A 14,379-nucleotide genomic window follows, 5' to 3' on the forward strand; every position below is an offset into this window, starting at 1 on the left:
TTAGCCTCCCATCGAACGGCTACTGCCGGTGCTGCTGCGGTTGGTGCTGGTAGCATTACTGCGCTGCATGGTGTTTTGCTTCGCGACCGTTTCACCAAAGCCACCACGGGTAATCGTGGAGGTGGTAGCGGGTTTCGGTGCCATGGCGGTTTTCGGCACGTTCATGGTACGGCCTGAAGTGGCAGCACCGTAGTTTTTGCCTGAGGCATCAACAAACTGACCGTTGGCTGGGCTGTTCGGTGTTTTCGGTGAGAACAGCGGCTGCTGCGCGAAGCCTGCGCCACCGCCCATCATACGGCCCATCATGTAACCGGCCATCAGTGGCATCCAGAAGCTACCGCTCTGCTGTGCTTCAGCATTGTTGGCGGTGGTGCCAACGCCAGCCTGAGCTGGCGTCTGCTGGCATTGGTTCTCACCAAATTCCGCCACGCAATCTTCACGAGTAGCGTATTTCGGTGCGGTACGTTCAGCTTCTTTCACCGCGTTGTTATACGCCGTGGTGCATTGTGCGCTCTGGCTTGGATTGGCTTTCGCACAATCATCCGCATTTTGATACAGCGAGACTGTTTCATCGCTCTGTTCGCAGCCAGCCAGCATAAACACTGCGGTCACCGCGAGTGCAACCGGCGTTAGGTGGCGTGCCTGCCAGCTTTTACGAAAAGCGGCATGACGAATATTTTTAGTCCGTTTCATTTTGTTTCATCCTGTGCCCAAAGGTGTGGCTTAGGATAGGTGATGAGTGGTGGAAAATGAAGCGAGAAGCCGGATGGCTGGGGGATCTTTACGTTGTTATACACTAAATTATTTACGGTGCAGCAAGGCGGCAAACGAGGGAGTCCCGATGAGCTTACAAAAGTAAGTGATTCGGGTGAGCGAGAGCAGCCAACGCCGCTGTAGCTTGAATGATGACGTGTATATACGTTTGAATGCGAAAGGGGCCGTAAGCGACCCCTTAACAGATTAATTACCGAATGGATTTCCACTGCTGTGAGCGGCTGCCGGACGGGTTTTCGCTGCGGCTGAAGCGGTGGTGGCTTTTGGACCATTATCCACGCGTGAAGCCTGCTGGCTGTTTTCCGGAGCAACCACTTCAGGTGCGGTGGTCACTTCTTTGCCCAGCGAGCTGTTCAGCACCTGCAAATCCTGCTCGTTCAGCGTACCCAGCGCATATTTAATATTCAGCTGGTTAATCAGATAGCTGTAACGTGCATCAGAGAGCTGCTGTTTGGCGTTGAACAGTGTGGTGGTTGCATCCAACACATCCACGATAGTACGCGTACCGACCTGGTATCCGGCTTCCATCGCATCCAGTGAGCTCTGGGCAGACACAACGGCCTGTTTGTAAGCATCGATGCTACTGATAGAGGCGTTAACGTTATTGAAGGATGAACGCACGGTCTGGATGGCGCTGCGGTGCGCACCTTCCAGCTGTTCGCTGGCGGCGACAAAGTTATATTGCGCCTGCTTCACCTGAGAGGTCACCGAACCACCGCTGTACAGCGGCAGTGAGAAGCTCAGACCAACCTGGTTGGATCCTGTGATGGAATCGGTGGTACCTGAACTCTGATTCGCACGGCTGCCGCCATATTTGCTGTTAGACATGCCCGTTGAAGCGGTCAGATCCAGCGTTGGCATATGGCCAGATTCAGCAGAACGAATCTGTTCACGCGCCAGATCCTGGCTCAAACGAGCAGATAACAGATTGAGGTTACGGCTTTCAGCCTGCTTCAGCAGTGTTGCTACTGCATCTGGACGGGCAGTTTTGAAGCGATCGATGTTCAGTGATGCCAGTGCCAGATAATCCATGCCGGTGATCTGGCGCAGAGATTCCACCGCGTTATCGAGGTTGTTACGCGCCGTCACTTCGTTGGCCAGCACGCTGTCATATTGCGCTCGGGCGTTCTGAACATCGGTGATGGCAACCAGTCCAACGTTAAAACGCTGAGTGGTTTGATCCAGTTCACGGTAGATAGACTGTTTCTGCGCTTCTGTGTAAGAAAGGGTATCAATCGCCTTCAACACGTTGAAATACGCGGTTGCAGTGTTCAGGATCAAATCCTGTTGGGCAACCTGATAGGTGACGTCCTGAATCCCGGCTGTTTTTTCCTGCAACGACAGAGCGCGCCATTTCGACATGTCGAAAATAGTTTGAGTTAATTGCAGAGAAGCGCTGGTCGTGTTGGAATGGAGACCGCTGCTGTCACGGTAACCGTTGTTATAGGTGTAATCTGCGCCTAAACCCAGCTGTGGTAATAAAGGACTACGCGCTTCGTTAATTTTCTCAAAGGCTGCATCGCGGTCAGCGGCTGAAGCACGCAGATCCGGGTTGCTAAGGCGCGCCTGCTGGTAAACCTGCAACAGGTTTTCTGCCTGGCTGGCAAGGCTAAATCCGCCCAGGCTCAACCCAATAAAAAGTGGGAGCAGTTTTTTCATTTGCATTCCTTTTGTTGCAGCAAATTGCACTGGTAGTGCTGCAGGTAAGCCAAAAAATAATCGCCGATTCTACAGAGGCGGCGTCAGAGATAAGTTGGCTGAACGTGCCTTCTTCCCCTAATTTACGTAAATAATTCAGAAAGAACCACTCGGACGGAGCACAAGGGTTGGCTTTTCTTCGCTCCATCCCAATCTGCATAAGGAGCCAGATGATGGCGGGTGAAAAAAAATCCCCTGTGACTTTCACAAAAAACGATGTAGAAATTATTGCACGTGAAACACGTTACGATGGTTTTTTTTCCATCGTCAGCTACCGTTTCCGTCACCGCCGCTTTAACGGCGATATGAGTGGTGAAGTGGTGCGCGAAGTTTTTGAGCGCGGACATGCCGCCGTGCTGTTACCCTATGATCCCAAACGCGATGAAGTGGTATTGATCGAACAGATCCGTATCCCGGCTTTTGATTCCAGCCGAACGCCCTGGCTGCTGGAGATGGTGGCCGGTATCATTGAACCGGGCGAAACCCCAGAAGATGTCGCGCGTCGTGAGGCGGTAGAAGAAGCTGGCCTCAAGGTGGGGCGCATTAAACCGATAGTGAATTACTTAGCCAGCCCAGGCGGAACGTCTGAACGTTTGTCGGTGCTGGTGGGCGAAGTGGATGCCAGCCTGGCAGAAGGAAATCACGGGCTGGAGGAAGAGAATGAGGATATTCTTGTCCATGTGGTGAGCCGTGAACAGGCTTACCGTTGGGTGGAAGAGGGGATTATTGATAACGCGGCATCTGTCATCGCCCTGCAATGGCTGGCGTTGCACCATGAGAAACTACGACAAGAGTGGAAGCTAAAATGAAACAGCGCTATACCCCTGACTTTCCCGAAATGATGCGTCTGTGCGAAACCAATTTCGCCCAGTTGCGTCGCCTGCTGCCGCGAAATGACGAGGCAGGCGCGTCGGTGATCTATCAGGTGAACGGCGCCAGTTATCAGCTCACCATCCAAGAGTCGACGCGTTATACCACGCTGGTGGAGGTTCGCCAGGTGGCCCCTACGGTCAGTTACTGGAGCCTGCCATCGATGTCGGTGCGGCTCTACCATGACGCGATGGTCGCTGAAGTGTGTTCCACTCAGCAGATCTATCGTTTCAAAGCGCGCTATGATTATCCTAATAAAAAACTGCATCAGCGCGATGAAAAACATCAGATTAACCAGTTTCTTGCCGATTGGTTGCGATATTGTCTGGCGCACGGTGCTGTGGCCGTGCCGGTTTGCTGATAACAATGGCGTGGAGATAAAGGAAACGCTTTGGATAGCCTGCTCACTCTTCCTGCGGCAAATGGGGCCGATATCAGGATTTTACAAATCACGGATACCCATCTTTTTGCAGGAAAACATCAATCGCTGCTTGGGGTAAATACCTGGTCGAGTTTTGATGCGGTGCTGGACGCCATCACGGCGCAACAGCACGATTACGATCTGATTATCGCCACTGGCGATCTCGCCCAGGATCACACCGTCGAAGCTTATCAACACTTCGTAGCGGGTATTACACGCCTGCCGAAGCCGTGCGTCTGGCTGCCGGGAAATCACGATTTTCAACCTGCCATGGTCGATACGCTGGCCGAAGCGGGTATCGCCTCTGACAAACATGTTTTGCTGGGGGAGCACTGGCAGTTGGTGTTGCTGGATAGCCAGGTGTTTGGCGTACCGCATGGCATGCTAAGTGAATACCAGCTGGAATGGCTGGACATCGCGCTGCGCAAACATCCGGAGCGTCACACGCTGGTGCTGTTGCACCATCATCCGCTGGCATCAGGATGCACCTGGCTGGATCAGCATAGCCTGCGTAATCCGCATCAGTTAGAAGCGGTGTTGCAACACTTCCCGCGTGCACGAAACCTGGTTTGTGGTCACATTCATCAGGAGCTGGATCTCGACTGGCATGGTCGCCGCGTGCTGGCTTCACCGTCGACCTGCGTGCAGTTCAAACCGCACTGCACCAGCTTCACCATTGATAATGTCGCGCCGGGCTGGCGCTGGTTAACGCTGAAAGCGGATGGCTTGCTGGAAACCGAAGTGAACCGTCTGCAAAGTGATATGTTCCGCCCTGACCTTGATTCCGAGGGCTACTAAACGATGGCGGCGCTGATCTATCTGCATGGATTCAACAGTTCACCGCAATCGGCTAAAGCCACGCAACTGCAACAGTGGGTACATGAGCACCATCCCCACCTCAATGTGCTGGTGCCGCAACTGCCCACGTTTCCGGCAGAAGCGGCCAGCATGCTGGAAGAGTTGGTGATGCAGTATGCAGGTGAACCGCTGGGGTTAGTGGGATCCTCTCTCGGCGGTTACTTCGCCACCTGGCTATCGCAATGTTTTATGTTGCCTGCGGTCGTGGTCAATCCTGCCGTGCGGCCGTTTGAACTGCTGGTGGATTATCTCGGCGAAAACCGGAATCCCTACACTGGCCAGCAATATGTGTTAGAGTCTCGCCACATTTACGATCTGAAAGTGATGCAGATTGACCCGCTTGAAGCGCCCGATTTACTCTGGTTGCTGCAACAAACTGGCGATGAGGTGCTCGACTACCGCCAGGCGCTGGAATATTACAGCGCGTGCCGCCAGACGGTCGAAGAAGGCGGTAATCATGCCTATATCGGATTCGAACGCCATTTTGCGCAGATGATTGATTTCCTGGGATTAAATGCTCCCTGATTGCTGCGGGATGGGCCCATTTTCATATTGCTAATCAGACAGTTACGATGAGCCAATCAAGCTATAATGCCGATGCGATTGAGGTCTTAACCGGCCTTGAACCGGTGCGTCGTCGTCCGGGGATGTATACCGATACCACGCGTCCTAACCATTTAGGACAAGAAGTGATCGATAACAGCGTCGATGAGGCGCTGGCCGGTCACGCTAAACGCGTGGAAGTGATTCTTCATGCTGACCAGTCGCTGGAAGTGATCGACGACGGCCGTGGCATGCCGGTGGATATCCACCCAGAAGAAGGCGTACCCGCCGTTGAGCTGATCCTCTGCCGTTTACATGCGGGCGGTAAATTCTCCAACAAAAACTACCAGTTCTCAGGCGGCCTGCACGGCGTAGGGATCTCGGTGGTGAACGCCCTGTCAAAACGCGTAGAAGTCACGGTGCGTCGTAATGGCGAAGTGTATGACATCGCCTTTGAAAATGGCGATAAAGTGCAGGATCTCACCGTTACCGGTACGGTAGGCAAGCGCAACACCGGCACGCGTGTCCATTTCTGGCCAGATGAAAGTTTCTTCGACAGCCCACGCTTTTCCGTTTCTCGTCTGACACATGTGCTGAAAGCCAAAGCCGTGCTCTGTCCGGGCGTGGAAATTGTCTTCAAAGATAAAGTCAACGATACCGAGCAGACCTGGCTCTACCAAGATGGCCTCACCGATTATTTGGGCGAAGCGGTCAACGGTCTGCCCACGCTGCCAGAGAAGCCTTTTGTCGGTAGCTTTGCCGGTGATGTGGAAGCGGTGGATTGGGCGCTGCTGTGGCTGCCGGAAGGTGGTGAACTGCTGACGGAAAGCTACGTCAACCTGATCCCCACCATGCAAGGCGGTACCCACGTTAATGGTTTACGCCAGGGCCTGCTGGATGCGATGCGCGAGTTCTGCGAATTCCGCAACATTCTGCCACGCGGTGTGAAACTGTCGGCGGAAGATATCTGGGATCGATGCGCCTACGTCTTGTCGGTGAAAATGCAGGACCCGCAGTTTGCCGGTCAGACCAAAGAGCGCCTGTCTTCACGCCAGTGCGCGGCCTTTGTTTCTGCGGTGGTTAAAGATGCCTTCAGCCTGTGGCTGAACCAGAACGTGCAGGCTGCAGAAATGCTGGCCGAGCTGGCGATCTCCAGCGCACAGCGCCGCATGCGCGCCGCCAAGAAAGTGGTGCGTAAAAAGCTGACCAGCGGCCCAGCGCTGCCGGGCAAACTGGCGGACTGTACCGCGCAGGATCTGAACCGAACCGAACTGTTCCTGGTGGAAGGGGATTCCGCGGGTGGGTCGGCCAAACAGGCGCGCGATCGTGAATATCAGGCGATCATGCCGCTCAAAGGTAAGATCCTGAATACCTGGGAAGTGTCGTCCGATGAAGTGCTGGCATCGCAGGAAGTGCACGATATTTCTGTGGCGATCGGTATCGATCCAGACAGTGAAGATCTGAGCCAACTGCGATACGGCAAGATCTGTATTCTTGCGGATGCGGACTCCGATGGCCTGCATATTGCCACCTTGTTATGCGCGCTGTTTGTGAAGCACTTCCGTACGCTGGTACAACATGGTCACGTTTACGTCGCTATGCCGCCGCTTTATCGCATCGATCTCGGTAAAGAAGTCTTTTACGCACTGGACGAAGATGAGAAAGAGGGTGTGCTGGAGCAGCTGAAGCGTAAAAAGGGCAAGCCTAACGTTCAGCGCTTCAAAGGTCTGGGTGAAATGAACCCGTTGCAGCTGCGTGAAACCACACTCGATCCCAACACGCGCCGGTTAGTCCAACTGACGGTCAGCGATGACGATGTAGAGCAAACGCTGCGTGTCATGGACATGCTGCTGGCGAAGAAACGTTCGGAAGATCGTCGTAACTGGCTGCAGGAAAAAGGCGACCTCGCCGACCTGGAAGCTTAATTGCTGTGCGCTTGCCATCACCATGATGGCAAGCGCCTGTTAAGCGTTTTGTGCATTAATCCGCTTCGCCAGCATCTCATGAAAAATCTTTGTCGCCATTGATAGCGTGCGCTGTCTTGGCAAGCCCAGATCCACTTTTACCGTTCCCATTACGCTATCACTCAGCGCGACCGCGATGAGCTTTTCCTGATCGCTGATATCGCCCACATTGAGCTGCGGTAATATCAGCAGGGCCATACCCAACATCGCCAGTCGTTTCTGTACTTCAATCGAATTGGTCACGAAGCGCATATCCAAAACCAGATTTTCTCGCTTGGCTGCCGACTCCAGCAACTGCCTGACGGAAAAATTCGAGGGCGGAATGGCGAGAGGATGTTGTGCGATGTCCCGCAGTGTCAGCACGTTCTTACTGGAAAGACGATGGCTGGGTGCCATCAATATCTTGTGTTTGAGCGAACAGGAGTGCGTCACCTGCAATTCGGCACTGACGGGCATGTAAAAAGTCAGGGCAACGTCCGCTTTATCGGTAATTAACGCCTCGGCAATATGCGGTGCACTGCCGACGTCAATATCGAAACAGACGCCGGGATGTAGCCGCTGGAAGTCATTAATCGTAGGAGCAATAAAAGGCGCAATCAGGCTTTCAGCTGAACAGATGCGAATACAGCCAGACACGATGCTTTGTGATGAAGCGATTTTCTCTTTCACCCCTTCTAATTCTCGCAGCGTTGCCTGCACGGCTTGCGCCAGGTATTCCCCTTCACGCGTCAGTTTTATTCCGCGTGGGCTGCGCTCAATCAGTGAGGCACCATAATGATGTTCCAGTAATTCAATCTGTCGTGTCACCGCTGTGGGGGTGACAAACAGCTTATCGGCAGCTTCGCGGAGTGAGGCTGACTTCGCCACTTGACTAAAATATTTCAGTGCTCTGAGCTGCATATTCCCTCTTATTCACTTTGCGGTGCTCCATAATCAGGCGCACTGGCGTTGTTATTGTGCAAATGTCATTTCATTAGCTCTCAAATAAGAAAAATGGTTTTTTATCAACGCTATAGATTTTGTTTTTTCTGCACCAATAATGTCGAATATTGATCTGGTGCACACATTTAGTGCCGAAATGGTTTTTTTTCTGATGCCAGATAAAGCGGTGTTGCAGAAGGGGTTGATTGGAAAATACTATAAATCATAGGGATGGCGTTTATGATACTTTTTGCTTATGCATGAGAGAGCCGCAACAGTGCTCACATTAAGTAGACACTAAAAGCGCAGATTGGTGATAGTGGCGCCCTCTGCGCTTTGTTATATCTCTGTAACCAAGATGAGTCCTAAAGCATTAACCGTGATGGCACAGGGCGACGTTAATACCTCATCACATCCTACTGACCGTAATTAATATTCTTTCATTTGGGAGCGAGATAATTTGTTCTCAAAGGAATTCTGGTGGCTGGCTTGAGTACAACATTGAGGATGGCCTGAAATGTCGAATCATATTCAAACCCACACGGGTGAAAAAAGAGCAACGCCAAAAGAAGTGTTGGCCGTCGTGCTGGGTGCGGCGGTCGAGTTTTTTGATTTCAGTGCCTACGCGACATTTGCTGTGTTAATTGGCAATGCGTTTTTCCCTTCACACGATCCCTTTTTGAGTTTGCTATTATCCGTTTCCATCTTCGGCATCGGTTTTGTGGTGCGGCCACTGGGGGCGATCTTTATTGGCAGCTACGCAGACCGCGTGGGGCGTAAACCCGCGATGTTGCTGACCATGGTATTTATGACGATCGGCACCGGGGGATTGGTTATTTTGCCGGGCTATGAAACCCTCGGGATTGCCGCCCCGATTTTACTGGTTCTGGTGCGCCTGTTGCAGGGGCTGGCATGGGGGGGAGAAGCGGGCCCAGCGACCACCTTTATTATGGAAGCGGCACCGCACGGCAAGCGCGCCTTTTTCGCCAGCTGGCAGATTGTGGCGCAGGGCCTCGCGGGCATTACCGCTGGGTTGATTGGCTATCTGCTGACACAACTGCTGACGCCGGAACAACTGGCCAGTTGGGGCTGGCGCATTCCCTTCGCCTTTGGTTTGATTATTCTGCCTATCGCGCTCTATCTGCGCCGCAATCTGCGCGAAACCTTTAACAGCGACAACACCGCAGTGACCAAGACCACGGGTAGCCTGCTGTCTGAAGTCGTTAAAAATTATCGTGGCTTGATCCTGCTCGGTATCTTCATGCTGTCAGGCAGCACCATCACCCAATATTTTCTCAATTACATGACCACATACGCGCTGAATGAGTTGCACTTTGCCTCCAGCACGGCAATGGCCTCGACCATGTTGATAGGCGTGTGCGTGGTGATTTTCTCGCTGGTTGGCGGTTGGATGGCCGATCGCTTTGGCCGCAAGATCACCATCATCGCGCCGCGCGTGTTACTGCTCATCTTGCTGCTCCCGGGTCTGGAACTCATCAACACCTGGCGAAGCGATACGGTATTTTTCAGTGTGATTGCGGTGTTCGCCGCCTTGCAGTGCATCAGTGGTTCTGGCGTGTTGGTGGTGCTGTGTGAAAACTTCCCACGCTATGTGCGTTCTACCGGTTTCTCCATCGCTTATGCCTTTGGCATTACGCTGTTTGGCGGTACGGCACAAATCATCTTCTCCTGGCTGATTAAGGCCACGGGCAATCCGGTGTCACCGGGTTACTACCTGATTGCCGCCAATCTCTTGTGTATTGCTTCGGTGCTGTTGATTCGTGAACGCCAGCGTCATGCCACCCCCGTGACGGTGAAAACCTGATTAAGAGACGCGAAAGGAGCTAACAACATGAATACCATCATGAGTTGGGAAGAGTGGGTCGATTGTGATGCCACTGACTTGGCCATCCTGGTCAAACGCGGCGAGGTATCTGCACAGGAGCTGGCTTCACAGGCCAAAGCGGCCGTCGAAAAAGTGAATCCGCACATCAGTTCCGTGGTTGAGATGTTTGATGATGCCATCGCCCATCCTGCCGACAATACGAACCTTGATGGCCCGTTTTGCGGCGTGCCAATGTTGATCAAAGATCTTGGCCCCACGCTGAAAGGGCGGCTGCAAGAGCAGGGCTCGAAATTTATGCAGGGCAACCGCGCAACTGAGGATGCGTTTCTCACCGAAAAAATTCGTGCCGCAGGGTTGAACCTGATTGGCCGTTCAGCAACGCCTGAGTTTGGTGTGGCGGGTTCGGCAGAAAATCCCGATATCTATGTTGTTCGTAACCCGTGGAATACCGATTACACCACCTTTGGTTCCTCGGCGGGAGCGGCGTCATCCGTGGCGGCAGGTGTGTTGCCGTTAGCGCATGCGACTGACGGCGGGGGATCGATTCGCATTCCGGCAGGTTCACATGGCTTGATTGGTTTGAAAAGCACGCGCGGGGTGTTTTCCATCGCGCCGGGTCTGTCAGATATAACTGGCTATGTGTCGACACAGGGCTGCGTAAGCCGCTCGGTGCGTGACTCCGCGCTGTTTATTGACCGCTGCCGTGGCGGCGCGCCCGGTGAGTTTATGCCTTACTGGCAGCCCGATATCCCTTATGGTGACCTGATTCAGCGCGATCCCGCCCCGCTGAAAATTGCCGTCTCACATCAGTGGGGCGATTATCATGCTGCTCCACACTTTGTGCAGCAGTTAGAACAAACGGTGCGGCTATTGCAGGAGCTAGGGCATCAGGTGGAGTGGGTGACGCCTGACATCGATTTTGCCGCTGCATTTGAGGCGCAAACGACCTGCTATATCAGCAACTTCGCAGAATCTATTCAGCGTTTGCTGGAGAAAAGAGGTCTGCAAGCCCCGCCAGAGGATCAGTTTGAGCCCATCAACATCAAAATCTGGCAGAAAGGGCGCGAGATGTCCTACCACCAGCGCTGGCTGATGCAGGATGTGTTCAACACCACATCACGCAAACTTGGCCAGTTTTATCAGGAGTGGGACATGATTTTGACCCCTACTTTCTCCGGCCCCACACCTTTGCTGGGAGACAAACGTTATCTGACTCTGAGTGACAACCCAGATGTTCTGGACTGGTTTTATGGCTTATGGGAATTGTTCTCCTACACACCGTTGGCCAGCTTGACGGGCACGCCGGGTATCTCGATTCCTTTGGCCTGGCAGGAATCCGGTATTCCTCTTGGCATGCATTTCCAGACGCGTCAGGAAAATGATGGCGCACTGTTGCAGTTGGCGGCACAGCTTGAACGTGCTGTGGGCGGACGCTTCAATCGCCAGTCCATTCCCGCTGTTTCTGTTTTACGTTGAGCCTGTCCTCCGTGTTTAACCCGTCGCTGGCCGTGGCAGTCGAAGCATTGTGCTATGCTGCCGCAGACAAATGTTGCGCATGCCAAGCTGGGTATAGCTCTGAGGACAGGAATTTTGAAAATCACGCTGGAAGAGTTACGCGCCTGGGTGGCGGTGGTGGATACGGGATCGATCACCGCAGCCGCCGATCATCTCGAACAAACCAGTTCTGGCATCAGTCGGGCGCTCAGCCGCCTGGAATCCAAGCTGCAAACCACCTTACTGCATCGCACCACCCGGCGGCTGGCGCTGACTGAGGAGGGGCTGATCTTCCTCGATCATGCGCGGCAGATCCTCTCATCGGTGGAGCTGGCAGAAGAGCAGATTGCCCAACGCCGCGATATCCCTTCTGGCCGCTTGCGGGTGAATGCTAACGCTCCCTTTATGCTGCATGTGATTGTGCCGCTGGTGGCGGAGTTTCGGCAGCGTTTTCCGCAAATCCAGTTGGAGTTAAACACTGACGACATCATGATCGATCTGCTGGAACAGCAGACCGATATTGCGATTCGCGTTGGGGAACTGCGTGATTCGACGCTGCGCGCCCGCGTGCTGGGCAGCAGTGCGACGCGCTTAGTCGCCAGTCCAGGCTATCTGCAACAGCATGGCACGCCGGTCAATGTGGAGGCACTGTCTGCCCACCAGCGGCTCGGTTTTAGTCAGTTAGATGCGCACAATGTCTGGCCGGTGTGGCAGCGGGAGGGGGAGTTTTTACAGGTCAAACCCACGCTGTTAGCTTCCAGCGGAGAGACGCTGAGACAACTGGCGTTAGCGGGGCAGGGCATTGCGCGCTTATCCGATTTTGTCACCCGTGAGGATCGTGCGCGCGGTGATTTGGTGCAGGTACTGGAGAGTGACACGCGTGAGTTGCGTCTGCCGATCCATGCGGTGTATTACCGTAATCAGTCTCTCACTTCACGCATTACCTGTTTTCTTGATTTTCTGCGCGAGAAGATTGAGCAAAACCAACTACTGTAATAAAAAAGCCTCTGCCAGGGCAGAGGCGCGAGCGGATCAGCGAACCGGCTCCAGCACCAGGATCTTCACATCCACCACATCATCTTTAATCAGGGCGCGATGCGCATCCATATGCGGCATCTGTTGATGTTGCTCCAGATGGCGCAACGATTCCCACTGTTCCAGCATAAAGATCGAGTCCGGTGAATTGTGCTTCCACGGCACCTGCGCCTGGTGATCGACCAGCGCATCGTACTGATGGCAACCTTCCTCTTCCAGCACGGTAGGGATCAGTTTGTTGATGGCTTCCAGCACCACATGACGACGGCCTGGCTTGATACAAATCTCTGCAACGACAGTTAACATAGCGCTTCCTCTTTTCCCGGTGTGCTTAAAGTTAAGCAAAGATTTGGCTGAGATGAGTCCGATAACGCTCAATATCGCGTGGCACGTCTGGCATTTTGATCACATCGTTACAGATAAAGGTGGGCAGGCCTTCCATACCGAGGAACTGATTGGCTTTGTGGAAGTGCAGGTACAGGCCGTCAACGCCGACACCTTCAAAGAACTGCTCGGGATCGGTAAAGGCTTCCAACGGGGCGTTCCAGGTCAGCGACAGCATATATTTTTTGCCCTGAATCAGGCCGCCTGAGCCGTATTTTTTACTGGCATCGCTGCGGCTGCGGCCATCGCTGGCATACAGTGCGCCGTGGCCTTCGGTAAACACATCATCGATGTACTTTTTCACGGTCCAGGGTTCGCCCATCCACCAGCCTGGCATCTGGTAGATCACCACGTCACTGTCGAGATATTTCTGCACTTCTTCTGCCACGTTGTAATCGCTGTCAGCCACCGTCACCACAACGTTATGGCCGAGGTCACGCAACTGGCTGGCGGCGACGTCCGTCAGCGTGTGGTTCAGCTCGCCTTTTGAGTGGGCGAAAGTTTTACCGCCATCGATAATTAAAATGTTGCTCATGGATGATTCGCTCCGTTATCCGTTAATGGCGCACACTCTACGCGCGCAGGCGAAGCAGAAAAATGCGTGATTGATCACAAGACTTTTGCTAATAAAGCAATAATGCGGCGCTTCATGAAACAATCCGCAGGCAAACCAACATCAACACAATAAAGAAGAATCCATGAAAACCGCGATACTGAGTGCATTACTTCTGGTGACAGGCACGGCTTCGGCGCAGTCTCACCTCGATGAAATTCGTAGCAGTAAAACCCTGAAAGTCTGTACCACCGGTGACTACAAACCCTATAGCTATCTGCGCAGCGACGGTCAGTATGAGGGGCTGGATATCAGCATGGCGCAGTCACTGGCGGCAAGCTTAGGGGCCAAAGTGCAGTGGGTGCCCACCACGTGGAAAACCATGAGCGACGATTTTGTCGCGAAGCAGTGCGATATCGCCCTCGGTGGGGTGTCCGTCACGCTGAAGCGCCAGCAGATTGCCTGGTTCGCCGAACCGTTGGGTGTGGATGGAAAAATCCCGCTGGTACGCTGCGATGACAAAGACAAATACCAGACCGTTGAGCAGATTAACCAACCCAGCGTCCGCGTGATTGAACCGGCTGGCGGCACCAATGAAGCCTTTGTGCACAGCCATTTGCCACACTCGACGCTGCAACTGGCCGACAACGTGGGCATTTTCCAGCAGCTGGTGGATAAAAAAGCCGATGTGATGATCACCGATGCGTCAGAAGCCCTGTTCCAGATGAAGCACTATCCGACGCTGTGCGCCATCAATCCGGACAAGCCCATGCAGTATGGTGAGAAGGCTTATATGATCCCGCGTGATGATATGAGCTGGAAGCTGTATGTCGATCAGTGGCTGCATCTCAGCACCGCGACCGGTGAATATGCGCAGATTGCGCAGCAGTGGTTGGGTGTGATCAAGTAAACAACGAGGTCGCCATAAATGGCGACCCTTATATCTCGATCATTCTCCTCCGGGTGCTATGATCCCCGACTGATCATCGGGAAGTTGCTGGTGAGATGGGGGCGACCC

Annotated in this window: 14 protein-coding genes; 9 read left to right on the forward strand and 5 right to left on the reverse strand. The window is 53.5% G+C overall.

The window, feature by feature from the left end; all coding sequences use genetic code 11:
* Together ACPUC8_RS12150 and tolC are read right to left on the reverse strand one after the other, a co-directional pair.
* Positions 1 to 693: a DUF1190 family protein gene (locus ACPUC8_RS12150; RefSeq protein WP_058968804.1), complete on the reverse strand. Its 693-nt coding sequence runs from the start codon at positions 691 to 693 to the stop codon at positions 1 to 3.
* Positions 694 to 960: 267 nt separating this feature from the next.
* Positions 961 to 2,433 carry an outer membrane channel protein TolC gene (gene tolC / locus ACPUC8_RS12155; protein WP_039328571.1) on the reverse strand — a complete coding sequence of 491 codons (1,473 nt, stop codon included), beginning with the start codon at positions 2,431 to 2,433 and terminating at the stop codon, positions 961 to 963.
* A gap of 212 nt (positions 2,434 to 2,645) precedes the next feature.
* Here tolC and nudF point away from each other — a divergent pair, with 212 nt between their 5' ends.
* The 5 genes from nudF to parE are packed head-to-tail and all read left to right on the forward strand — an operon-like array spanning position 2,646 to position 7,089.
* A complete protein-coding gene (gene nudF, locus ACPUC8_RS12160) occupies positions 2,646 to 3,281 on the forward strand; it encodes an ADP-ribose diphosphatase (protein WP_039328573.1) in 636 nt (211 codons plus the stop codon).
* Positions 3,278 to 3,703, forward strand: coding sequence for a DUF1249 family protein (locus tag ACPUC8_RS12165; RefSeq protein WP_039328574.1), 426 nt, complete (start codon positions 3,278 to 3,280; stop codon positions 3,701 to 3,703). The genes nudF and ACPUC8_RS12165 overlap by 4 nt, the downstream gene beginning before the upstream one ends.
* 30 nt (positions 3,704 to 3,733) lie before the next feature.
* Positions 3,734 to 4,561 carry a 3',5'-cyclic-AMP phosphodiesterase gene (cpdA, locus tag ACPUC8_RS12170; RefSeq protein ID WP_039328576.1) on the forward strand — a complete coding sequence of 276 codons (828 nt, stop codon included), beginning with the start codon at positions 3,734 to 3,736 and terminating at the stop codon, positions 4,559 to 4,561.
* Positions 4,562 to 4,564: 3 nt separating this feature from the next.
* Entirely contained in the window at positions 4,565 to 5,146 is a 582-nt protein-coding gene (gene yqiA, locus ACPUC8_RS12175; protein ID WP_039328578.1) for an esterase YqiA, read from the forward strand.
* 47 nt (positions 5,147 to 5,193) lie between these two features.
* Positions 5,194 to 7,089, forward strand: coding sequence for a DNA topoisomerase IV subunit B (parE, locus tag ACPUC8_RS12180; protein ID WP_039328580.1), 1,896 nt, complete (start codon positions 5,194 to 5,196; stop codon positions 7,087 to 7,089).
* 39 nt (positions 7,090 to 7,128) lie between these two features.
* Here the strand turns inward: parE and ACPUC8_RS12185 are convergent, their stop codons facing one another.
* Positions 7,129 to 8,028: a LysR family transcriptional regulator gene (locus tag ACPUC8_RS12185; RefSeq protein WP_058968795.1), complete on the reverse strand. Its 900-nt coding sequence runs from the start codon at positions 8,026 to 8,028 to the stop codon at positions 7,129 to 7,131.
* 538 nt (positions 8,029 to 8,566) lie between these two features.
* Between ACPUC8_RS12185 and ACPUC8_RS12190 the strand changes: the two genes are divergently transcribed.
* The 3 genes from ACPUC8_RS12190 to ACPUC8_RS12200 all read left to right on the forward strand — a co-directional run bounded on the left by ACPUC8_RS12190 (position 8,567) and on the right by ACPUC8_RS12200 (position 12,385).
* On the forward strand, positions 8,567 to 9,874 hold the full coding sequence (locus ACPUC8_RS12190) for an MFS transporter (protein ID WP_494926405.1): 1,308 nt from the start codon (positions 8,567 to 8,569) through the stop codon (positions 9,872 to 9,874).
* Positions 9,875 to 9,901: 27 nt separating this feature from the next.
* Complete coding sequence (locus tag ACPUC8_RS12195) at positions 9,902 to 11,371, forward strand: amidase (protein ID WP_039328587.1); 1,470 nt, start codon at positions 9,902 to 9,904, stop codon at positions 11,369 to 11,371.
* A gap of 114 nt (positions 11,372 to 11,485) precedes the next feature.
* On the forward strand, positions 11,486 to 12,385 hold the full coding sequence (locus ACPUC8_RS12200) for a LysR substrate-binding domain-containing protein (RefSeq protein WP_494926406.1): 900 nt from the start codon (positions 11,486 to 11,488) through the stop codon (positions 12,383 to 12,385).
* Positions 12,386 to 12,421: 36 nt separating this feature from the next.
* Here the strand turns inward: ACPUC8_RS12200 and ACPUC8_RS12205 are convergent, their stop codons facing one another.
* Both ACPUC8_RS12205 and ACPUC8_RS12210 read right to left on the reverse strand, forming a co-directional pair.
* Positions 12,422 to 12,730 (reverse strand): putative quinol monooxygenase, encoded by a 309-nt coding sequence (locus ACPUC8_RS12205; RefSeq protein ID WP_039328588.1) that lies wholly within the window; start codon positions 12,728 to 12,730, stop codon positions 12,422 to 12,424.
* Positions 12,731 to 12,761: 31 nt separating this feature from the next.
* Complete coding sequence (locus ACPUC8_RS12210; protein WP_039328590.1) at positions 12,762 to 13,343, reverse strand: NAD(P)H-dependent oxidoreductase; 582 nt, start codon at positions 13,341 to 13,343, stop codon at positions 12,762 to 12,764.
* A 163-nt stretch (positions 13,344 to 13,506) separates the two neighbouring features.
* Here ACPUC8_RS12210 and ACPUC8_RS12215 point away from each other — a divergent pair, with 163 nt between their 5' ends.
* Positions 13,507 to 14,271: a transporter substrate-binding domain-containing protein gene (locus tag ACPUC8_RS12215; RefSeq protein ID WP_039328592.1), complete on the forward strand. Its 765-nt coding sequence runs from the start codon at positions 13,507 to 13,509 to the stop codon at positions 14,269 to 14,271.
* Positions 14,272 to 14,379: the final 108 nt, after the last annotated feature.

It is taken from the genome of Pantoea sp. CFCC18177 (genome assembly GCF_059412425.1).